Source organism: Croceicoccus gelatinilyticus, from assembly GCF_018398395.1.
GTDB classification, from domain to species: Bacteria; Pseudomonadota; Alphaproteobacteria; order Sphingomonadales; family Sphingomonadaceae; genus Croceicoccus; species Croceicoccus gelatinilyticus.
The window spans coordinates 1-20,880 of record NZ_JAHCBF010000010.1; the positions used below are offsets into that span (position 1 = coordinate 1).

29 protein-coding genes are annotated in these 20,880 nt (G+C 61.3%); 13 read left to right on the forward strand and 16 right to left on the reverse strand.

The annotated features are described in order from the left end of the window. Positions 1-5 precede the first annotated feature (5 nt). The 16 genes from KIH45_RS16255 to KIH45_RS16330 form a co-directional block, all read right to left on the reverse strand. Positions 6-1,244, reverse strand: a complete 1,239-nt coding sequence (locus tag KIH45_RS16255; RefSeq protein WP_213177049.1) for a metallophosphoesterase — start codon at positions 1,242-1,244, stop codon at positions 6-8. A gap of 7 nt (positions 1,245-1,251) precedes the next feature. After that, the gene (locus tag KIH45_RS16260) at positions 1,252-1,533 is read right to left on the reverse strand and encodes a hypothetical protein (RefSeq protein WP_213177050.1); all 282 of its coding nucleotides are present in this window, start codon (positions 1,531-1,533) and stop codon (positions 1,252-1,254) included. 110 nt (positions 1,534-1,643) lie between these two features. After that, on the reverse strand, positions 1,644-2,192 hold the full coding sequence (locus KIH45_RS16265; RefSeq protein WP_213177051.1) for a CYTH domain-containing protein: 549 nt from the start codon (positions 2,190-2,192) through the stop codon (positions 1,644-1,646). Between the two features lie 130 nt (positions 2,193-2,322). Continuing rightward, positions 2,323-2,976 (reverse strand): hypothetical protein, encoded by a 654-nt coding sequence (locus KIH45_RS16270; protein WP_225900004.1) that lies wholly within the window; start codon positions 2,974-2,976, stop codon positions 2,323-2,325. A 68-nt stretch (positions 2,977-3,044) separates the two neighbouring features. Further along, entirely contained in the window at positions 3,045-3,596 is a 552-nt protein-coding gene (locus tag KIH45_RS16275) for a hypothetical protein (RefSeq protein ID WP_213177052.1), read from the reverse strand. Positions 3,597-3,656: 60 nt separating this feature from the next. Then, complete coding sequence (locus KIH45_RS16280; RefSeq protein WP_213177053.1) at positions 3,657-4,082, reverse strand: hypothetical protein; 426 nt, start codon at positions 4,080-4,082, stop codon at positions 3,657-3,659. An 83-nt stretch (positions 4,083-4,165) separates the two neighbouring features. Continuing rightward, the gene (locus KIH45_RS16285) at positions 4,166-4,915 is read right to left on the reverse strand and encodes a sigma-70 family RNA polymerase sigma factor (RefSeq protein ID WP_213177054.1); all 750 of its coding nucleotides are present in this window, start codon (positions 4,913-4,915) and stop codon (positions 4,166-4,168) included. Beyond that, positions 4,912-6,951 (reverse strand): flagellar biosynthesis protein FlhA, encoded by a 2,040-nt coding sequence (locus KIH45_RS16290; protein ID WP_237688788.1) that lies wholly within the window; start codon positions 6,949-6,951, stop codon positions 4,912-4,914. The genes KIH45_RS16285 and KIH45_RS16290 overlap by 4 nt, the downstream gene beginning before the upstream one ends. Positions 6,952-7,010: 59 nt before the next feature. After that, positions 7,011-7,850, reverse strand: coding sequence for a transglycosylase SLT domain-containing protein (locus tag KIH45_RS16295; RefSeq protein WP_225900005.1), 840 nt, complete (start codon positions 7,848-7,850; stop codon positions 7,011-7,013). Positions 7,851-7,903: 53 nt separating this feature from the next. Continuing rightward, on the reverse strand, positions 7,904-8,227 hold the full coding sequence (locus KIH45_RS16300; RefSeq protein WP_213177056.1) for a flagellar protein FlgN: 324 nt from the start codon (positions 8,225-8,227) through the stop codon (positions 7,904-7,906). Continuing rightward, positions 8,227-8,505, reverse strand: a complete 279-nt coding sequence (locus tag KIH45_RS16305) for a flagellar biosynthesis anti-sigma factor FlgM (RefSeq protein ID WP_213177057.1) — start codon at positions 8,503-8,505, stop codon at positions 8,227-8,229. Before KIH45_RS16305 ends, KIH45_RS16300 begins: the two co-directional genes overlap by 1 nt. Positions 8,506-8,597: 92 nt before the next feature. Further along, on the reverse strand, positions 8,598-9,086 hold the full coding sequence (locus KIH45_RS16310; protein ID WP_213177058.1) for a flagella basal body P-ring formation protein FlgA: 489 nt from the start codon (positions 9,084-9,086) through the stop codon (positions 8,598-8,600). Positions 9,087-9,136: 50 nt separating this feature from the next. Continuing rightward, positions 9,137-9,850 carry a hypothetical protein gene (locus tag KIH45_RS16315; RefSeq protein ID WP_213177059.1) on the reverse strand — a complete coding sequence of 238 codons (714 nt, stop codon included), beginning with the start codon at positions 9,848-9,850 and terminating at the stop codon, positions 9,137-9,139. Next, the gene (locus tag KIH45_RS16320) at positions 9,850-10,092 is read right to left on the reverse strand and encodes a hypothetical protein (protein ID WP_213177060.1); all 243 of its coding nucleotides are present in this window, start codon (positions 10,090-10,092) and stop codon (positions 9,850-9,852) included. The genes KIH45_RS16315 and KIH45_RS16320 overlap by 1 nt, the downstream gene beginning before the upstream one ends. 52 nt (positions 10,093-10,144) lie before the next feature. After that, on the reverse strand, positions 10,145-10,516 hold the full coding sequence (locus tag KIH45_RS16325; protein WP_213177061.1) for a hypothetical protein: 372 nt from the start codon (positions 10,514-10,516) through the stop codon (positions 10,145-10,147). Beyond that, complete coding sequence (locus tag KIH45_RS16330; RefSeq protein ID WP_213177062.1) at positions 10,513-11,193, reverse strand: MotA/TolQ/ExbB proton channel family protein; 681 nt, start codon at positions 11,191-11,193, stop codon at positions 10,513-10,515. The genes KIH45_RS16325 and KIH45_RS16330 overlap by 4 nt, the downstream gene beginning before the upstream one ends. A gap of 223 nt (positions 11,194-11,416) precedes the next feature. Here KIH45_RS16330 and flgB point away from each other — a divergent pair, with 223 nt between their 5' ends. Genes flgB through KIH45_RS16395 form a run of 13 tightly spaced genes read left to right on the forward strand, consistent with a single transcriptional unit; the run spans position 11,417 to position 20,874 of the window. Continuing rightward, positions 11,417-11,764 carry a flagellar basal body rod protein FlgB gene (gene flgB / locus KIH45_RS16335; protein WP_213177063.1) on the forward strand — a complete coding sequence of 116 codons (348 nt, stop codon included), beginning with the start codon at positions 11,417-11,419 and terminating at the stop codon, positions 11,762-11,764. Positions 11,765-11,766: 2 nt separating this feature from the next. After that, a complete protein-coding gene (flgC, locus tag KIH45_RS16340; RefSeq protein ID WP_213177064.1) occupies positions 11,767-12,174 on the forward strand; it encodes a flagellar basal body rod protein FlgC in 408 nt (135 codons plus the stop codon). Next, positions 12,174-12,443 (forward strand): flagellar hook assembly protein FlgD, encoded by a 270-nt coding sequence (locus tag KIH45_RS16345; protein ID WP_213177065.1) that lies wholly within the window; start codon positions 12,174-12,176, stop codon positions 12,441-12,443. Before flgC ends, KIH45_RS16345 begins: the two co-directional genes overlap by 1 nt. A gap of 6 nt (positions 12,444-12,449) precedes the next feature. Next, a complete protein-coding gene (locus KIH45_RS16350) occupies positions 12,450-13,256 on the forward strand; it encodes a flagellar hook-basal body complex protein (RefSeq protein ID WP_213177066.1) in 807 nt (268 codons plus the stop codon). A gap of 2 nt (positions 13,257-13,258) precedes the next feature. Then, on the forward strand, positions 13,259-13,999 hold the full coding sequence (locus KIH45_RS16355; RefSeq protein WP_213177067.1) for a flagellar basal body rod protein FlgF: 741 nt from the start codon (positions 13,259-13,261) through the stop codon (positions 13,997-13,999). A gap of 21 nt (positions 14,000-14,020) precedes the next feature. Next, complete coding sequence (gene flgG / locus KIH45_RS16360) at positions 14,021-14,809, forward strand: flagellar basal-body rod protein FlgG (protein WP_213177068.1); 789 nt, start codon at positions 14,021-14,023, stop codon at positions 14,807-14,809. A 2-nt stretch (positions 14,810-14,811) separates the two neighbouring features. Then, a complete protein-coding gene (locus KIH45_RS16365; RefSeq protein WP_213177069.1) occupies positions 14,812-15,471 on the forward strand; it encodes a flagellar basal body L-ring protein FlgH in 660 nt (219 codons plus the stop codon). A gap of 11 nt (positions 15,472-15,482) precedes the next feature. Beyond that, the gene (locus KIH45_RS16370) at positions 15,483-16,580 is read left to right on the forward strand and encodes a flagellar basal body P-ring protein FlgI (RefSeq protein WP_213177070.1); all 1,098 of its coding nucleotides are present in this window, start codon (positions 15,483-15,485) and stop codon (positions 16,578-16,580) included. Next, positions 16,577-16,867, forward strand: coding sequence for a rod-binding protein (locus tag KIH45_RS19500; protein ID WP_213177071.1), 291 nt, complete (start codon positions 16,577-16,579; stop codon positions 16,865-16,867). Before KIH45_RS16370 ends, KIH45_RS19500 begins: the two co-directional genes overlap by 4 nt. Positions 16,868-16,874: 7 nt before the next feature. Then, complete coding sequence (flgK, locus tag KIH45_RS16380; RefSeq protein WP_213177072.1) at positions 16,875-18,212, forward strand: flagellar hook-associated protein FlgK; 1,338 nt, start codon at positions 16,875-16,877, stop codon at positions 18,210-18,212. Between the two features lie 7 nt (positions 18,213-18,219). After that, positions 18,220-19,134, forward strand: a complete 915-nt coding sequence (locus KIH45_RS16385) for a flagellin N-terminal helical domain-containing protein (protein ID WP_213177073.1) — start codon at positions 18,220-18,222, stop codon at positions 19,132-19,134. 37 nt (positions 19,135-19,171) lie between these two features. Continuing rightward, positions 19,172-20,038, forward strand: a complete 867-nt coding sequence (gene motA, locus KIH45_RS16390) for a flagellar motor stator protein MotA (RefSeq protein ID WP_213177074.1) — start codon at positions 19,172-19,174, stop codon at positions 20,036-20,038. Between the two features lie 2 nt (positions 20,039-20,040). Next, positions 20,041-20,874: a flagellar motor protein MotB gene (locus tag KIH45_RS16395; protein WP_213177075.1), complete on the forward strand. Its 834-nt coding sequence runs from the start codon at positions 20,041-20,043 to the stop codon at positions 20,872-20,874. Positions 20,875-20,880 lie beyond the last annotated feature (6 nt).

Here is a 20,880-nt window from a genome sequence, read left to right on the forward strand (position 1 = left end):
GTCGATCAGCCGTGGCGCATCATGTCCATCGGACTGCGCCAATGGGCGCATGGGTCGTGATTAATGCGCCTTGGTATAAGCTGGCGCAGCCTCTTCCATCGATTTGGGGACAAGGCCTCCGAAGCCGAGGCGAACCGACCTTCTACATAGGCTTTCTCGGCATCGACTGAGGTAATGACCTGCTCGGGCCATTGGAGGGAAGTGAGCTTCCCGCCGAAGACGCAACCGGTGTCGATCGAGATGACCCGGTTCTTGATGCGGACATCATCATAGACGACGTGCCCATGCACCACGAAGGCATCGCCGGAGTAGTCATGGGCCCAGTCTATGCGCGCGGGGTAACCGTCAGGATCATTCGGTGCGTCGGGATCGGTGAGCCCGTAGGTCGCGAAGGCGTCGGCTTCCTTGGTGCGCCTGCCATGCAAATGCTCGGCGAGGCCAGCATGCGCGACGACAAGCCTTCCCTGGTCGAGCATGTAATGACGCTCGTTGGACAGAATCCAGCGACCGAGTTCGGTCCGGTGAGCAACCGAGAGATTGCTGAGCTCTTTCGCGGTTTCGACGATTGCACCCTTCATGACCACGTCGCGGCCCATCAACCAGCGCGCTACCTTGTCGTCGTGGTTTCCGATCGCAAAGTAGCCGCCAAAGCGCACGAGTTGGCGCGCGATGAGAAGCGAGGCGTAGTTATGTGGGCCGCGGTCGACGAGGTCGCCCAGCAGTACGGCCTTTCGGCCCGCAGCATGGGGTCTGATGTAGGCTCGCCAATCCGCCGGGCCGGCATCTTCCCAGCCATTATCTGCGTATCCCAGCCGCTCGAGCAAGGTCATGAATTCACGGGCGCAGCCGTGTACATCGCCTATAATGTCGAAGGGGCCTTCGTCGGCTCGACGGTCATTCGGCATGGGAACGCCTTCGAAGACAGACTTGAATCCGCCCACGTTATCGAAATGGAGTTGGGCCTGCCCAGGCTCGTCGATGATGGCGACAGGCACCGAGCCTCGCCCCTTGGCGATCCTGGCAAGGTCACGAAGGGCAGCATCGTGGTAGCGAGGCAGCAAGGCAATCGCCCTGCCCTTCTCGCGCAGTTCGGCGATGAGGCCTGCTTTTGCGACTGTGGGATTATTGATGTCCCAGAAGATGGGTTCTGCGCTCAGGAGGTTCCGGATCTCCTCGACGATCTCGGCCGGAGCATCTCCGGCGACAGCGACGAGGGATTGCGATGGGATCTGCAGCTTGCTCATGGCGATATCAGTTGCAGGGCCCGTTCCAGTACCCGGCTGCGACGACGCGTAGCTTTCCGGCCTGGTCGGTTTGGAAAAATTCGGCCGGGGTGCCGGTGAACCACGGGATCGCCCTGCCGATAAGGTCCTTCTGGTCTTCGTCGATGATCGCGTCGATAGGACCTTTCCAGTGCTCGGCGTTCTTTACGGCGTCGAAGCCTGCCTCGATCTCTTCGATCGTAAAGGGACCGCGTGCCCGGGCGAGATGCTCTTCGATATCCTTGCGGTGATCGGAAGCGCGATCATTCATCGTTTTTCTCCACACAATGGAACCGGTGCCTTCGCCATCTTTGCGAAGTAACGGGCAGCGCCGGAGGCGCTGGCTTGAGACTATTCAGGTTTGGATGAGCGCCTGGTGCGTCAGATGACGCCGATGACAGGCTCGGGATGGGGTCGCCGGCCCTTCAGGACATCGAAGAGGGCCTTGTTCGAGTAAGACCCGTCGCCGGTCACCTCGTAGGCCAGCCATGCTGGCAAATGCACTTCGTCGTCGAGAGAGCCAAGTTCGATCTCTACCAGCGCCATGCCGTCGAGCAGGTTCTTGAAGAAGTCGATTTCGATGACATGGCTTCCGCCCAAGGGAAGCTTGTAGCGGGTCTTCTCGAGAACCATTCCTGCCGACAGCAGGAACTGCTTGTGGGTTTCGGCCGTGCCTTGCTCTTCGATCTCGATGGACGAGCCTTTCGCGATGGCTCGCTTCATCGTGGTCGTGTAGCTGACCGCCCCATCCTTCTCGGTACGCCTCGAGCGTATGGCCCAGTCACCGGTCCCATCGAGATAGATCTGCTCGATCTGTACAGGTTCGTGCCCTTGGCACCGTGCCAGTGCGATCTCTTCCATGACGAGGAATTTGCGCTCGCATTCGATGCGCGTGCCATCAGGCTGGCAGTCCTTGCCATTGAGAAACATTGGTCTTCCTTCAAGTGGGGGAATTGAAGAGCCGTCCTGCTATTTGAGGATGGCCAGATAATGCAAGCGACTTGCGCTGAAATGCACAGAGGCCGGAGCGGTTATCGCTCCGGCCTCAAGGCAAGCGGCCTTACAGGCCCAGGGCGGCGATAAGGGCCGCGCGATGATCCGGGCGCTGCAGGTTCACGATAGTGATGCCCCGGTCCATCGCGACGCGAAGCGCCTGGCCCGTGCCGCCGGTGGGGCCGCCGTCGACCGTCCAGCAGATGACGACGTCAGTCGGCCGGTCGAGCTGCGGCCCAAGCACCTGCGGCATGTTACGCGAATGCAGGGCCTTGGCGCCGTCCGAACAGCGATGCCAGGCGGGGTGGTAGTGCGAGGCCATCTCTTTCGCCGTCTCGAAGAGCGGACCGGAAAGGATGATGGGAGCGCCGGGCCCGCTGGTGGGGCGCTTACGGCCGAGGATGCGGTCAAGGTCGAGGGACAAGCCGCCGATCTTCGGCTTGAAGCCGCGCCACGGGTGGAAGATCTCGCAGTTCGCCGCATCGCGCCAGCCGGCCTCGAATGCGAGATCCGCGCCGCCAGCCCCGCCCGAGCGAAGCTTACCGCCGCGCGCCTCGCACGCCGTGCCGATACGCGTCATGAGCGCCAGCACGTCGTCCGGCGTTTCGCGTGACCCGATGCCGGTCACGACGAAGTCCGGACGCGCGAAGATCGTGTTCAGAACGGCAGCGAGGTCATTGCTGCGCGAGGTGCGAGTGTCGTTAAGCCCAAGGTCCATCATTTTCCCAACTCCATGCCAGTGACGACAGGAGCGATCAGGCAAACCCCGGGATGAAATGGACCTTGGGCTTAATGACCTGCCCACTCGTAATAGATGCGGTCGCGGCCGGCGTCGTAATGCGCTTCCACCAGCTCTCCGCAATTGTAGCAGCCGAACACTGCAAGAGACCCGTCTGTCCCCTTCGATAGCCTGAGGAATTTCCAGTTCATGGCATCAAGGTCGATAACTTTGCCTTGCTCGTCGGTGACGACGACCGCCATGTAGGCGAAGTCCATGTCGCAATCTTCAAGGACCGCAATTCGCGCCCTAAGCGTCCTGCCTGGCACAGGCTGCCATGTCTGGTCGAAGCTTCCGGGAAACTCGGCGAGGGTCTTCTTGATCTGCGCATCCGTGGCCCTGTCAGGGGATACGATCTCATCCTCCTTCACGAATTCGAAGAAGCAGGTCTTTGACTTGGAACGCATACCCCTGTTGGCGTTGAGGAAATTGTCGATATCGGTTGCATCTACCCCGCCATCGCGGGTCTTGGTGGGCAGGATGCTGAAGTCGGTGGCCCAGAAGTTGGCGCCATCGCCCGGGTTGACGAAGATCGTCGCCTTGGCAGCTGAAATGTGAGGCACAAACAAGCATGCTGCGGCCAGCGCGGATATCAGATGCTTCTTCAACGTATTCCCCCCGGATCAGTTGTCGTCCATCGGCTCATGGCCGCCGAATGCGTCATCAGGAATACCGGTGAACTTCATGCGATGGCAATCCGCCATGACGCGCCCGAGATAATCGATGGGCGCAGAGACGCGAAGCTGCATCATGCGCATCTGGTCGGTGATGGCGAGATACCATGAATGGTCTTCGTCGATCTCTTCTGCGAGCCAGATGCGGCCGCCGCGGCGATCCAGAGGGCGCGCAATTCCGCATCCATCATCGTCGCTGCACCAGTGGCCTGACCGCTCATCGATGCGGAAGGTCCAGGTGCGCTGAGAGCTTTGTTCATGGTCCTCGATCGTCGAGATCAAGGTCCCTTGGCAGAAGAGGTTGTACTGGTCGGTAGCTGCCTGTGCGGGAGCAGCGATGCCTGCCAGAAGCAGGGTAAGAAATGCCTTGGTCATATGGGGTTACCTACATGCACGCCTTTCGGCGGCAAGCCTTTTCCTTCCAGGTTTGAGGGCATGCTTCCTCTCCCCGATCGGGATCAGAGGACGGAAATGTCAGGCCCCAAAGCCTCCCGCAGCGCATCAAGAGCTTGCGCCTTGAGCTGGTGCACACGCGGGACGCTGACCTCGAGGACCTGCGCGATCTCTGACAGGTTCAGCTCGTCGACGAAGTAGAGCTGGGTGATCAGCTGAAGCCGCTGGGGCAATGCCCCGATGGCGGCTGCGAGATTTTCGTGAACTTCGGAGTCCTCGAGCACCGCGTGGGCATCCGGGGAGTCATCGGCAAATGCCAACTGGTTGTCGTTGTAGGCATCGTCGATGGGCTCAAACCGGGCAGGCGCACTGGAGGCGAGCATAGCCGAGTATTCGGCAATATCGATACCGAGCGCTTCGGCGATCTCTGCTTCACTGGGCTGCCGGCCAAGCATGGCTGCCAGCTTGTTTTGCTCGCCTGCGATCTCGCGACGCTTGCGAGTAGCGGCCCTTGTCGTCGGAGCATCCTTGCGGATGAGATCGATCATGGCTCCGCGAACGCGCGTCTTGGCATAGGCCGAGAAGGCGTGTTCGCCCTGCCCCTGATGGCGCTGGACACATTCTGTGAGCGCGACGAGCCCCGCCTGGATGAGGTCGTCCACCTCGATGCTGCTTACGCCCCCGCCATAGGTGTGCCACGCAAGGCGCTTCACCATGGGGAGGTAGCGGCGGATCATGTCGGACTGGGTGCCTTCGTAGGCCGAGCGGGCATAAGCACCCTTGGCCCGCGAGAAAGCGGCTGCATCATGCCTCATGCTGCGAGCTCCTTGGGTGCCGTGCCCTGGAGAGCATCATTGGCGGGCTGTGCGCCGATGGTCTCCACGACCTCGATAGGCTGGCTGATCGGCAATTCGCCGATCGAGATGACGACGCATTCAGGAGAGCGCTGGCGGACAAGCGCCGCGACTGCCCGACGGGATTGCGGCTGAACGATGAGCGCGGGAGGCGTCGCGCCCGGACCGCGGCTATCGATGATCTGGCGAATCCGGCGCGAAATCGTGTTCGCCAGTTCCGGTTCGATGACGGGCCAGCCGGTCACAGGGTCCTTCAGGCCCTGCAGGATGGCCGTTTCGAGATTGCCGTCGAGGGTGAGGACCGGAAGGTTGCGATTGGGCGGGCAGATGCGGCCCACGATGGTCGCACCAAGATCGTTGCGGACCTTGTCGACGATTTGCTCGTGATCCTGCGTCGACTGGACGGCACGCGAGAGGCTCGAGAAGATCGGCATCGGGTGCGTGATGGGAATGCCGTCTTCGAGAAGCGTCCGCATGACGCGGGTGACGGCGGCAAGCGAGAGCGGCTGCGGGTGGAAGGTTTCGACCAGGCTTTCCGAGTGCAGCTTGGTGGCATCGATCAGCGACTGGACTTCGTCCGGCCCCAGCAGGTCGTGCGCACGCTCGCCAAGCAGCTCGTTGAGATGGGTGGCGATGACGGTGCCCGGATCAACGACGAGATATCCGTTGGCGGTTGCGAGGTCGCGATTGGCCTTCTCCACCCAGATGGCAGGACATCCAAAGCTGGGGTCGACGGCTGCATCGCCCGATAGCTTTGCGTTGGGCGTCGCTTCGCCGGTATCGATGGCGAGCAGCCTTTCGGGCTGGATGGTTGCGCCGCCGACCATCACGCCGCCAAGCATGACGCGGTAGTCATAGGGCGGCATCTCCAGAGCATCGCGGATGCGGAACTGGGGAACGATGAAGCCGAAATTGCGGGAAAGCTGCTTCCGCACGCCCGTAATGCGCGAGATCAGCGGCGAGCCCTTCTTCTCGTCGACGAGCGACACGAGGCCATAACCGAATTCGAGCGTCACCAACGTGTGGTCGGAGACATCGCTTAGTTCGATCTTGTTCGGGTCGGCCTGGACTGCAGGTTCAGGATCGGCGGCCGGACGCGCGGCATTTCGCTTGAGCTTGTGGGCGAGGAAGAAAGCCGCAGCGGCAGCCGGAAAGAAGATGCTCTGCGGCATGGCCGGGATCATCCCGATTGCGGCGAGCACGAATGCTACCGGCAGCCAGCTGCGCGGGTCGGCGAATTGCCCGCCGATCTGGCCCGCGAGATCGCGCGTGTCGGAGACGCGCGTGACGATGACTGCGGCCGCGATAGAGAGCAGGAGCGAGGGGACCTGCGCAACAAGCGCATCGCCGATCGCGAGCTGGATATAGGTTTCCGCTGCCTGCCCGGCCGATAGGCCGTGTGTAATCATGCCGAGGCACAGGCCAGCGATGATGTTGACGGCAAGAATGAGGAGCGCGGCAATCGCGTCGCCCTTCACGAACTTGGAAGCACCGTCCATCGAGCCGTAGAATTCGGCCTCGGTCGCGACCTCGCGGCGGCGGGCCTTGGCCTCGTCCGCCTTCAGGATGCCTGCGGCCAGATCGGCGTCGATTGCCATCTGCTTGCCCGGGAGGGCATCGAGCGTGAAGCGTGCGGAGACTTCCGACACGCGCCCTGCGCCCTTGGTCACCACGATCAGGTTGATGATCATGAGGATCAGGAAGACGAAAATGCCAACAGCGAAATTGCCGCCGATCAGGAAGGCGCCGAAGGCCTCGATGATATGGCCGGCAGCAGAGCCGCCTTCGTGGCCATGGACCAGGACAACGCGGGTAGAGGCAACGTTTAGCGCAAGGCGCAAAAGCGTGGCGAACAGGAGCACCGACGGGAACGACGAGAAGTCGAGAACCTTCTGCGCGTTCATGGCGGCCATCAGGATCGCAACCGACAGCGCGATATTGAGAACGAAGGATATGTCGAGAAGGATCGCCGGTACCGGGACGATCATCAGCAGCATCAGCGCGATGATACCGCCGGGCAGCGCAATGGCGCTGGCGTCGAACTTGCTACGAGCGCTCACAGGCCGAACTTCTCGAAGCGGGCGTAAGCGGCCTTGATGGCAGGCGGCGCGCTATCGCGGCCTGCTCCCCCGAACATCTGGTCGAGGCTGGCCGACATTGTCCGCGGCTTATGGTTGGCCACCGGCATCGCCGGCGCCATGGGCGTCGGGATCGCAGAGACAGGAGCGGTTCGAGCGGCGATGATCGAGATCGGGTCGATAGCCGGATCGAAGTCGCCTCCTGCCTGCATGGCCGAAGCGACCTTCTGGTCGACGAGGTTCATGACCTCGCGAAGCGATCGGTCCCTGCCCTGCCCGTCGAAGAAGATCGCTCGGTTTGCAGAGGCAGCACTCGGGAAGAGGTCAGATGCAGAAGCGGCCGGATCGCGTTCCAGGGCCGAGAGGAAGCGCGATGCGTCGCCGCTGCCGAGGAAATGGCCGAGATAGAGTTCTGAGGCGACGGGCTGGCGACCCAGCATCCGGGTCATGTCGTCCCTGTTGTCGCCGGCCAGCTCTCCGGCCATCAGCGAGGACGCGGCGGGATCATACCGCAGCGACAGGATACGCTCGCTCATGCGCGGGTCGGTAATACGGCCATTGGAGATAGCCGCGCTGGCCCAGCCGAAGCCATGCTTGGAGCCATGACGCTCCAAGGTGCCAAGCCAAGTCGACTTGGTGAACTGATAAAGGCCAGCCGCACTCGAAGTGCCGGCCTTGGCGTTGGGATTAAGAGAGGATTCGATGCGTGCCTGCGCGAGGAGGAAATTGAAATCCTCGCCGGTTCGCTCTGCAGCCCTGGCAATATCGGCCCGCACGGTTGCAGGCTGGCTGACAGGTGAAATTGGTGTTCCGCTCATTGGACAGTCCCGTGAAATCAATCGGGACTGTCCGTGCAATTACCGTGCCAGTGTCAGCTACTCATGTCAGCGTAGCGTTTCGCGCCATAAAGACGCGGCGAACCTGTGAGCATGTCGATGCGGTTCGAGATGTTTGCGGCAACGAGGTTGCGCATCTGCTTGTTCGTCTCGTTGCAGTCGCGCGCCGTCATGAGCAGCGCCTTGCATTCATCGTCCAGCTCGATCGGGCCTAACCCGTCGATCGAACGACAAAGCGCAAGTTTGTCGTTTGCTGCGATCGTGATCGCGTCGAGGTCGAGGGCGGCAATTGCTTGCCGCTCTGCGTCGAGAACGGCAAGAATTTGCCGCAGCTCTTTGCGCAGCTCGTTATTGGACATCACTTCTTCATCCTCAGGATATGCCCGGCCGCGATCATCTCATCGGCAATGCGATGAGGGAGAATGGGGTAAGTGCCGTTCTCGAGAGCCTTCTTGATCTGTGCGACGCGATCAGCGTCGACAGGCGCTTCGCCAGCGCTGAGATCGCCGGAGACAGGAGCCTCCAGGTCTTTCGCGGCAGCAGCGTCGTGCCCCTTGGGCATTTCGCGCGCACTCGTTCCGACACGGCGTTCGGTCGCCGTTGTGATGCGGATCGGTCCAAGTTCAAGAGAGGGCATCTGCTCGTTCCTTTGAGGGTTCGCAGGGGATAACGGACAGGGCGGGTCTAAATTAAGGGTCTGCGCGTACTTTTTCGCAGTTTCCCGTGATTTCAGTTCGTTGCGAGGGTCACGACACCGGGCTTCGTGATGCGCGCCCGCATGATATCGGCGCGCTGTCGGCCGGTAGTTGCGGGACGCACCTTGATCCAGTCTCCGACGGCGCCGTCTTCCATTGCCTCCCCTGGGCGGGAGATTGAGAAGCCCTGCCCCGAAATGGCGATGGATACTGCATCGCCGCGATGCACAGCGGTTGGGGCAACGCCCGCGCTTCCTGGCGCGTCATTGGCGCGGACCGGGACATACAGGCGCCAGCCGCCTGCCTGCGGGCATCGAACGACAAGCGTCTGCTCATTCTCGTCGCGCCAGCTAAGCTCGGGTTCCGATGCGCAGTCTTTCAGGCGCAGTCGCTTGTCGACGGTCTGGACTGGTCCTCCCGGCTCTCCGATCTGAGCGCCTGTAAAGGCAGCAATCTTCCGATCTAGGTCGTCGAGGTCCTGTAGGCCGGTGGCAGAGGCCAGTAGCATCAGAGCTGCAATCATGGTTCTTCCTGTGAAACGTTGAACCATGATCAATGCAATTCGTGTGCCAGTCAGGTCGGCCCTTGTGCCGGGTCGTCAACAGACGGGATCGTCCATCGGTTTGTCGGCCTCTTGGGTTTAATTCCTAGCATGACTTCACATGCGGCAACGACGCGGGTGAAGCGCTGCTTTTGAACGACTGGGTCGTACTGGAAGCCTGAATTCTCAAGGCAGGCCCGAAACTCCGGATCTGGCGCGAAGAGAGCAAGCCGGTCCCCGATCACGTCGGCGGCTTCTCCTGCCCTTGTATCGCTCAACAGCCCCACGAAGCGCTCTTTGTAGATGCTCATCTCTACCCTCGCCTCAAGCCCGGGGCCACATAGATCTCGGGCCGTGGGCCGGTAGGCCTCGGTCAGCTCATTGAGATAGTCGCGACGCTGAAAGCCCGGCATGGGCGCGCATCCTTCTGGCGAAGGCAGTCTGCGGAGCCAGGCGCTGGTGCTTTGGCTATTTCCTGCGAGCCAGTCCGCGTAGGTATTGCAGCCCTCGACCCAGCGGCTCTCGGACTGCATGTCCTCGCGCATGGATGCCCACATCATGTCGACAGCAGGTGCCATTTCCTCAAGCGTGCACTGAGGGGCATCCTCAGTGTCTTCACCGTCGGGCCAAAACAGCCAGCCAGCAAAGATGAAGAAGACCGCAAGGATGGGAAGCTGCTTGGCCGCATTCTTCCATTGCTGGGCAGGTTCTGGCGAAAGCTGATGTGGCTTTGGCTCATCCTGCATCAGAGCGTTCCTTGCGTGATGCCTGCATAAAGTACGAGTGCCGAGAAAATGGCTGCCGCGATACCGAAGCCGAGTGTCTTGTTGCGCTTGTAGAGCAATCCGACGCAGGACAGGAGGCCCACCAGAAGTGTGCGGCCTATGCCCTCGGCAATGGCAACATCCACCATCGGAACCGGCTTCAAAAAGATTGGCACAATGCCGACGACGACGAATACGCCGACTAGAATAAGCAGCTTTTTCATGTTTCCCCCCAAGGACCTGTCTTCACTGTCATACGTCGGGAATGGCTACCAGCTAGTTATCGCCGTAGGTCATAACGACGCGGGTTGACGGTTCGCCTTCGGCGAAAACAACACGCGGCCTGAGGCCAGCCGCATCCGCCTCTTTGAGGAGATCCCTGGCGGAACCATAGGCCTCGTCGAAGCGTCCGTGATTGTAATCGATCGTGATCTCCATGATCGCCCCTTGCCCGAGTTCCTGATCCTTCAGCCAATCGGCAAACGGCGGGGCATCGTCCGATGCTTCGAAAATAGCCTGAGGCACCGAGGGAGCATCTACCTCCACCGGGACGGCAGGGCTTCCAGCCTGATTTGCGCTGACGATGAACAGGATGAGGGCCAGATCGGCCAGCATGATGGCCCAGCCGGTCGGGCTATGGCCGCTCATGCTGCCACGAAGTCCGGATTGATGAGCAGGCTATCGTCGAAACCGGTCTCGTCTGGGAGGCGGATCACGGTGTTCTCTAGCTGGGCCTCGGTCCAGCGCATATGCTGATCTCGCGCCTCTTCCTCCCGCTCGCTGGAACGCCGAATGGCCTCGGCAAGAGGCGTCAGCATGAGGTGGGCGAGGAGCACGCCGTAGAGCGTCGTGAGAACAGCGGCTGCAAGTACGGCGCCCATGCCGATGTTGCCCTCCGCTGGCATCTGGCTGAGGGCGAGCAAGGTGCCCGCAAGGCCGAAGGCCGGGGCCGTCTCTGCCGCAAGGGTCAGTGTCTTGTAAGCCTTGCGCGCATTGGCGAGACGGATTGCCTTGGCCTTAGCGACCTTGTCGTAGAAGACGGCAAGCGACCTCGCCTTGATCATGGCTTCACCGGCGATACGGCTTGCATCGTCACGGAAGTAGTATGGCTCAGTGCGCCAGATACCGTCCGTCTGCAGGTCCACGACCATGCGGGCGAGATCGGAGCGCAGGTGGTCTTCATCGAATTCGCTCGAACCTAGGTGGCGAAGGACGCGCCAGGTGACTTTGCAGTCGCTGGCTCCGACCCGCAGAAGCGTCGCGAGCGCGGTACCGCCCACGACGACAAGACCGGACATCGGATCGATCAGACTTAAAAGGTTCATTGGTTTTAGGCTCCTCTCATGCAGAGGACGGTTGAAACGGAGAAATTTTAGGGTCCGGCGGCAATTTGCCGGTGGGGCGGCAATTTTTTGCCGGTCGACTTGCCGGTGGCATCCCCCGTGATTTCGAGCTTGGCGGATTCCTCAAGATTTCGATGAGGCGTCCGGAATCTGGCACGTTGCTTGCTTTGTAGGATGGGAATGCATTCTACGAAAGGTGATCCTGATGCCAGGTGACTTGTTTGGAATACACGGGGCGGCGCTTCAGCTGCGGTCCCAACGCATGGGCGTTCTTGCGTCCAATATTGCCAATGCCGGCACTCCCGGCTTCAAGGCGCAAGACATCGATTTTCATGCAGCCCTTGCCCGCACGCAGGCTGGATCGGACGTCGATCGTGCCGCTGATGCGGCCACGCTGTTTCGTGTGCCGGTCATGTCGTCGCTCGACGGCAATACAGTCGAGCTTCAGAACGAGCAGATTGCGTTCTCGGAAAATGCGGTGGGCTATGCCGCCACGCTCGACCTGATCCGCGGCCGCGTAGAAACGGTCACGCGCGCGATCAGGGGTGAGTGATCATGGCTGATCGTCCTCTCAACGCATTCAGCCTCGCCCAGCGCAGCCTGTCGGCCCAGTCGGTTCGTATCAACGCCGCGGCTTCGAACCTCGCCAACGCAGGTTCGGTCGCAGCTTCGGAAGGCGAGGCCTATCGCCCCTTGCGCCCTGTATTCGCGCAGGATCTTGATCGCGCCACGGGTCAGTCAACGGTCCGCGTGGCTTCGGTGGTCCGCGAGAACGCCGCTGCTACCCAGCGCTACGATCCCGGCCATCCCCTCGCCGATGCTGAGGGCAATGTCTGGATCTCCCCCGTCGATGAGAATGCCGAAATGGTCGAGATGCTCGAAGCATCGCGCCAGTCGGAAAATATCATCGAGGCCCTCTCCACCCAGAAGCAACTGATGCTCGACACGATGAGGCTGAAATAATGGTTTCGAATATCTCCAACGTCACTGCTCCGGCAGCGGCCAGCACGCCCAAATCGGGCGGCCTCGGCTCGCTCGACCAGGCTGACTTCATGAAGCTGATGACTGTCCAGATGCAGCATCAGGACCCGTTCGAGCCGGTCGATCAGACCGCGATGCTCGCTCAGATGGCTTCCTTCTCGCAGCTCGCCGGCATCAACGAAATGAGCGGCACGCTCGGCCAGATTCTCGACCGCATGGACGCGGACGCTTCCAACCAGATCCAGGAGTAACCAGTAATGTCGATCAACACTTCGCTCAGCGGCATGAAGGCCGCACAGGCCGGCCTTGGCGTCACGGCCCACAACATCGCGAACTCCCAGACCAACGGCTTCAAGAAGTCGAGCGCTGTTTTCTCCGACCTGATGGCTACGTCGGCCGCTTCTGATCCGCGCATGCAGATTGGCATCGGCGTGGCTGTAGATGGCGTCCGTCAGAGCTTCGATGGCGGTTCGATCGAGCAGACCGGCGCATCGCTTGATCTTGCCATTACTGGCGATGGCTTCTTCACGACGTCCTCGCTGGCAGCAGGCGAGACGCTTTATACCCGCAACGGCGGCTTCGAACTGGATGCTGCCGGCAATGTGCAGGATGGCAAGGGCAACGTCCTGCAGATCTTCGCGCCGGGCGCTAATCCGGCGGTGGATGCGCCGATTGATGCGGTCATCCCGATCACGAATGGCGCTGGCAGCGAATTTGCCGGTGTCACCGTCGAAGTCGATGGCTCGATGATTGCGTCGTACGTCGATGGCACGAGCTTCAGCATCGGCAATGTCGCGCTGGCGAGCTTCGCGGCTCCGCAGGGACTGCTTCAGGAAGGTTCGGCGAACTGGTCCGCGACCGGCGTCTCCGGCGCTCCCGCTTATGGCCTCCCGAATACGGGCAAGAATGGCGGCATCATGGCTGGCGCCATCGAACGCTCGAACGTCGATCTTTCTGAAGAGCTCGTCGGCCTGATCACTACCCAGCAGGCATTCCAGGCGAATTCGAAGGCGATTGATACGTCGAGCCAGATCATCTCGACCGTGATCAATCTGCGTACCTGATAATGGATCGTTCGATCTATTCCGCAGTCTCGGGCATGCAGGCCTCGATGATCCGCCAGCGGGCGATCGCGAGCAACCTCGCCAACGCCCAGACTGCAGGGTTCAAAGCAGAACTCTTCGATTCACGGGCCATCACCGTGAAAGGCGATCCTGTCGAAGTTCGCGCCATGAACCGCACCGAGGTACGCGGCGCGAACATGACCGATGGCGATATCATCGCCACTGGCGGGCCTCTCGACATAGCCATGCAGGGCGACACCGTCCTCGCCGTGCAGGCTCTCGATGGTAGCGAGGCCTATACTCGCCGTGGTGATCTCTCGATCACTTCGGCAGGTGTGCTCCAGACCGGGGACGGCCTCCCCGTCATCGGAGATGGCGGGCCTGTCACCGTGCCGGTTGGCGGGGATGTGAGGATTGGGCCTGACGGTGCAATCCTCGTCATCGATCCCGCTGCCCCCGATGCCCCGCCTGAGCGTATTGGCCGCCTGAAGCTTGCCAGCTTTGCAGGTACGGACATTGCCAAGGGGCTGGATGGCCAGTTCCGTGTTCGTGGCGGCGGCATCCTGCCGGAAGACCTTGAAGCCAAGATCATTCCGGGCGCGATCGAGCAATCGAACGTCTCCACCTCGCAGGTGATGGTCGACATGATCGAGGCCCAGCGCCTTTTCGAAATCCGAACCAACATCGTTTCGACCAACCGCGATCTCGACGAGAGCGGTGCGCGTCTGATGCGACTTGACTGATAATCCCAAGGGACATTTCACATGCCTAGCTCAGCACTACACGTCGCACGAACCGGCCTCGAGGCGCAGGACGCGCGTATGCAGGTCATTTCGAACAACCTCGCCAACGTCGGCACGACCGGCTTCAAGCGCGACCGGACCAACTTTTCGACGCTCGCCTACCAGGCGGCTCGGGTTGCCGGTCAGGCGAGCTCGAACCAGACCGAATATGCCGAGGGCCTGAATCTGGGCACGGGCGTACAGGTCCAGTCGACCAGCCGGATCGTGACGCAGGGAACGCTCAACCAGACCGGCAATGCCCTCGACCTTGCGCTCGATGGTGACGGCTACTTCCAGATCGAAATGCCGAACGGCGAAATGGGCTATACCCGCGCGGGCAATTTCACGCGTTCGGCCGATGGCCAGCTCGTCACTACGCAGGGCTACCCTGTGCAGCCTGCGATCAATCTTCCCGAGGGTGTCACGACGATCTCCGTGGCCACCGACGGTACGGTGTCGGCGATGGTTGATGGCGATGCGGAACCGGTCGAACTGGGTCAGCTGGTTATTGCCAGCTTCGCCAATCCCGGAGGCTTGCGTCCGATCTCGGGCAACTTCCTCGAGGAAACGGCCGGCAGCGGACCCGTGATCCTTGGCGTCGCTGGCGAGAACGGCCGGGGCAACGTCCAGCAGGGCATGCTGGAAGGCTCCAACGTCAATGTCGTTCAGGAACTGGTCGACATGATCGAGACCCAGCGTGCTTACGAGATCAGCTCGAAGATGATCTCATCGGTCGATGAAATGCTCAGCAACGCGAACCAGGTCCTGTGATCATGAGGCGCCAGACTCTTATCGCGATGGCTTCGGTTCTCGCTACCTGCGGTTGGGCTCCTGCCCTCTATGCGCAGGAAGAGAGCTACGAGCCTGCATACCCGATGCCGCCGGCCCCGCCGGTAGCAGATGGAAGCATCTTCCAGCCTTCGACCGGCTATACCGGTCTTTACGAAGGCAACCGCGCTCACCGCGTCGGCGACCTTGTGACGATCCTGCTCGTGGAGAGCACGGTGACGTCAAAGTCGGTGCGTTCGAACAGCGATCGTGAAGGTTCCATCGGTCTGGCGCCTCCCCTCACGGGCCCATTCGCATTTCTTTCCCCTGATGCCCTTAATGCTGCGGGCGGAGGGTCGTTTTCAGGACGAGGAAGCGCAGGTCAGACCAGTTCGCTGGCTGCTGCGATCAGTGTCACGATCACCGAAGTCCGTCCCAATGGGACGGCGCGGGTCCAAGGGGAAAAGCAGATGCTGCTCAGCCAGGGAACAGAATGGGTCCGCTTTAGCGGTCTCATCCGACTGGCCGATGTCGACGGTGAGAATACCGTCGTCTCGAGCAGGGTAGCGGATGCCTATGTCGAATATTCCGGAAAAGGCGCACTTCAGCGGGCTAGCCGTCCTGGCTGGCTCTCGCGCTTCTTCTCCGTGATCAGCCCCTTCTAACGGAGCTCGTGATGCGCCGTATTTTCCTTTGCCTCGCCGTCCTTGCCATCGGGTTCATGCCCGCTCTTGCGCACGCCGAGCGCGTTCGTGACCTTGGCCAGTTTCAGGGTGTTCGTTCCAACCAGCTCACCGGATACGGCATCGTCGTCGGCTTGCCGGGTACCGGCGACGACAACCTTGAATATGTGACGCAGGCCATGAAGGGCGTGTCGGGCCGCATGGGCCTGCAGCTTCCGCCTGGCGTCCAGCCCGCGCTGAAAAATGCCGCGGCAGTGATCGTTACTGCCGACCTTCCGGCATTTGCAAAGCCCGGCCAGCGCATCGATGTCACCGTCTCGACGATGGGCAAGGCCAAGTCGCTTCGTGGTGGTGCACTGATCATGACGCCCCTCTACGGCGCAGATGGCCAGATCTACGCGATGGCACAGGGCAATCTTGCCGTTGGCGGCCTCGGTGTCTCTGCTGCCGATGGGTCGAAGGTGACGGTGAACGTGCCGACCGTCGGACGCATCGCAGATGGCGGTAGCGTCGAGCGCTCGGTCCAGACGGGCTTCGAGAGCGGTGAAATCGTGCGCTACAATCTCGCCAGCGCGGACTTCCTGACGGCGAGCCGCGTTCGCGATGCAATCAACCGGATGCTGCCGGGAACGGCCTCGATCGAGGATGGCGTCACGGTGGCCCTGCGCCTCCCGATGGGCGCGGATCGTCGTGCCAGCCTCATGGCTGCAATCGAGATGATCGAGGTTGAACCTGCCGAGACCCCTGCAAAGGTCATCGTGAACTCGCGCACCGGCACCGTGGTGATCAACAGCGCGGTTCGCCTGTCGCCCGCTGCGATCAGCCATGGCACGCTTACCGTCCGCATTAGCGAAGACCCGATGGTCGTACAGCCTGCGCCGTTCAGCAATGGCGTGACGGCGCTTGAGCCGAATAGTGCGATCGAGGTGACGCAGGGTTCGGGTCAGGTGGCTCTCTTCGAGCCCGGCGCTTCCCTGTCCGAGATCGTGGATGCACTGAACCTGTTGGGCGTCGGGGCTTCTGACCTTGTCGCGATCCTCGAGGCGCTCAAACAGGCTGGCGCTCTCAAAGCCGAAATGGTGATCCTGTGATCGGTCCGGTTAAACCAGCCGGTCTTGCGCTGACGCAGGAGAGGAAGCCGGGCGATCAGTCCGATCTGGCAAAGGCCTGCGAAGGCTTTGAAGCGATCTTCCTGCGCCAGATCCTTTCCACCTCGCGCAACAGCGCTTTCAAGAGCGACCTGCTCGGCAGCGAGGCGACCGACACCTTCATGCAGATGCGTGATGAAACTTTTGCCGACGTCGCCGCTGAACGCGGCACGCTCGGCATTTCGAAGATGCTCGAGGCGCAGCTCTCGCGCACGACTGGACAGGAGTAAGCCTGGGATGGCTTCCGATCTTATTTCGATTGCTCGTAGCGGCACACGCACGGCGCGCATGGCGCTGGACGTGGCTGCTCACAATATCGCGAACGCATCGACCGAGGGGTATGTCCGCCGGACTGTGCGCCTTGAAGAGATCGGCTCGTCCAATGGCGTGACCGCTGCCGGCAAGCTGACCCTGTCGGGTGTCTCGCTGGGCGGTGTCATCCGCAATGCAGATGCATATCGCCAGTCGGAAGTACGCCGCACAGGTGCTGACGTTGCGCGTGCCAATGCAGAGCTTGAAGGCCTGAAGAACATTGAAGTCGCGCTTGAAGAGAGCGGTCTTTACGACGGCATCGTCGGCTTCGAAGCCTCGCTCAAGCGGCTCGAGAGCGACCCTGTCGATCCGGCTTTGCGTGCAGGGGTCGTCGAAGCGGCGCGTGCCATGGCGTCCAGCTTCAACCTTGCCGACAACGCCCTGAAGGCGTCGAGTGAAGGCACCCTGTTCGCAGCGAAGACCGATGTTGACCAGGTCAACACGCTTGCCGCCGAACTTGGACGTATCAATCTGAAGCTGTCGCGTTCACCGGTTGGCTCCGGCGACCAGGCGTCGCTTCTCGACCGCCGCGATACGCTGCTCGGTGAGCTTTCGCAGAAAGTCGGCATCCACACGTCCATCGGAACCGATCAGAATGTCGAGATCCGGATTGGTGACAGCAGTGGTCCGCTTCTGCTTTCCGGCTTCACGTCGAGCCCGTTCACGATGACGACGGCTGCTGATGGAACGCTTTCGTTTGCAGTAGGGGGCACGGCGGTCGTTCCGGGAGCCGGGTCGCTCGCCGGCCATGCACAGTCGCTGGACATGGCCTCGGTCGTTCAGGGCAGGCTTGATGATCTTGCAGTCGAGATATCGACGATCTTCAACAATTCGCAGGCCGGCGGCGCAGCTCTCGATGGCACCGCAGGCAGCCCGCTGTTTGGCGGGACCGGCGCAGCTGACATGAGCCTCCTGTTCCAGGACGGACGGATGATTACGACGGCACCTGCTGGTTCGCCGGCCAATAGCCGCGACACCAGCCAGCTGGCCGCCCTTAATGCCGCCCTCACCTCGAATGGCGTGGCTGCTGACATGGACAGCCTTCTCTTCGACGTCTCCGCGGCGGTGAGCGGCCGGACCGTCACCCGCGACACCCTCGTGACGATTGCTGACAACGCCGAGATATCGTTCCGCGCGCAGGCCGGCGTCGATCTCGACGAAGAAGCGGTGAACCTTGTGCGCTTTCAGCAAGCCTTCCAGGCTTCCGGCCGCGTCATGCAGGTCGCTAGCGACACCTTCAACTCTATCCTTGGCATCAGGTGATCTGACAATGACCGGCATCAGCACTACCGCGTTCTATGAACGCTCGCGCATCGACATGACGAAATTGCGCGTCGAGATGGAGAAATATCAGGGCCAGCTGGCATCGGGCGAACGCCTCGAGCGTTCTTCTGATGACCCGGTCGCTGCATCGCGGCTTCGTACACTCGCCCGCGATGGCAAGTTGGCGGAAGTCGACATTGCGAAGAAGGATCGGGCCGTGACCGACCTCCAGCTTGCTGACGAAGCGGTGCGCTCTATTGGCGACCTCGCCATCAAGCTTCGCGAGCTTTCCGTGCAGGCGGCGAACGATGCGCTGAGTGACGTGCAACGTAAGGCAATCGGTCTGGAGGTCGATGCGATCCACACCCAGCTCGTTTCCTTGGCCAATTCCAAGGATATTGGCGGACACGCGCTGTTCGGCGGCGAAGTTACGGGTGATGCGTACCAGGTCGGTGGCGGCGGTTATGCCACCTACATCGGGACTGCGGTCTCCGGTGAGATTGACCTCGGCGGCGGTCAGGCAGTGACCCGCTCGATTACCGGCCCGGAAATCTTCAATGTCACCGTTGGCGGAACCCCCACTGACCTCCTGACGGTTGCCAAGGATCTCGCGATCGCACTGGGCGGCGGCTCGGCTGACCCTGCCCAATCGGCAAGGGATGCGCTGGGCGGCATTACTGCTGCCATCGACAATGTCTCGACGAACCAGACGGTTCTGGGTTCGCGCCTTGTCTGGCTCGACTTTGTCGCTGACAGGAGCACCAACCTCGGCGAGCTTCGTGCGGCGGAAGAGAATGCAACTGGCGGCGCCGATATCGGTGAGACAATGACCCGTCTGCAGGAAGCCATGGTCGTCCTTCAAGGCAGCCAGGCTGCATTTACGAAGCTTTCGAGCCTCTCCCTCTTTGATCAGCTGCGCTGATCGCATCTGCTGATCTCTTAGAAAGCGAATTCACGCCATGTACGCAGCAATTGGTATCGTCGTTCTTCTGGTCATGGTGTTCGGCGGTTTCGCGCTCACGGGTGGGGCCCTTGGGCCGGTCATGCACGCCGTTCCTCACGAAATGCTTATCATCGGCGGCGCTGCCCTTGGCGCGATCATCGCGGGCAACTCGATGCATGAGATCAAGGCGATCGGTTCGGGCTTGATGCGCGCCTTCAAGGGGCCTCGCCATAATAAACAGGACCACATGGACATGATCATCTTGAGCAACAAGCTCATGAAGATGTTCAGGCAAGAAGGCCCCAAGGCGGTTGAGAACCATGTGAACGACCCTCACTCTTCGCCCATTTTCAGCGAGTATCCGCGACTGCTGGCCAATCAGCCGCTGATCGACCTGCTGTGCGACGCAATCGCCCTTCAGGTCGTCTCGTCCGGCTCTATTGAGCCGCATGCGGTCGAGGAGGTGATGGACAATGCGATGAAGACTCATTTCCATGAACTCCACGAGCCCCAGCACGCTCTGCAGAACCTGGCCGATGCCCTTCCTGCGCTCGGCATTGTTGCCGCGGTGCTTGGCGTCGTGAAAACCATGGGCTCGATCGATGAGCCGCCGGCGATCTTGGGCGGCATGATCGGATCGGCGCTTGTCGGCACGTTTCTTGGTGTTCTGCTGGCCTATGGCATCGTCGGCCCCATTGCTGGCCGACTGAAACAGGTAAACGATCAGGACCAGCAGATCTTTCATGCCGTGAAGCAGGTCGTGATCGCCTCGCTTCATGGCTGGCCGCAGCCTCTCGTGATCGAAAGTGCGCGGTCGGGTCTCGGTCATTCCAACCGTCCGGGCATGTACGAAATGCTCGATGCGCTGAAGGGCGGCCAGTAACCGTGGCCAGCTCCAGCGACGACCTGCGCAACAGCCGCCCGATCATCGTCAAGAAGGTGACCATCGTGGAAGGTGGTCACCATGGCGGCGCGTGGAAGGTGGCCTATGCCGACTTCGTGACGGCCATGATGGCTTTCTTCCTGCTGCTGTGGCTGTTGAACTCGACCACTGAGGCGCAGAAGGCCGGTCTGGCTGACTACTTCACGCCGACGATCGTGCAGATGCGCGACAAGTCTGCTGGTAGTGATGGCCTTCTGGGCGGCTCGTCGCTCTCCGAGACTACCAAGCTTTCGAATCCGCCTGATCGCACCGGCAACGTCTCGCTGTCCCTTCCCCGCGATGCGAGTGGCGGCGAACTGCGGGCCGATGCCCAGCGGCGGTCCAAGGCAACGCGAGAGGCTGTCGAGAAGATGCTTCGCTCGACGCCGCGCCTGCGTGAACTTTCCCGCCAGGTTCGCCTCGTCGATACGACCGAAGGCGTGCGCATGGACCTTGTCGACGATGCGGACTGGTCGATGTTCCAGCTCGGCACCACTGTCCTGACGCCTGATGCCCGCGAACTGCTCGCTGCCATTGCTGAAGCCGCAGCAAAGCAGGACACGCTTATGACCCTGCGCGGTCATACCGATGCCCTGCCTTGGCGCGAAGGCGTGCAAGGCAATAACTGGTCTCTCTCGGCAGGTCGCGCAGAAGCAACGCGACTGGAGCTTCTGCGTGGGGGTATCGGCAAGGGTCGCTTCACGCGGATCGAAGGCGTGGCCGATCGCGAGCCACTGATTGCGAACAATCCGAAGGACCCTCGCAACCGGCGTATCTCGATCACCGTCCTGGACTGACCGAAA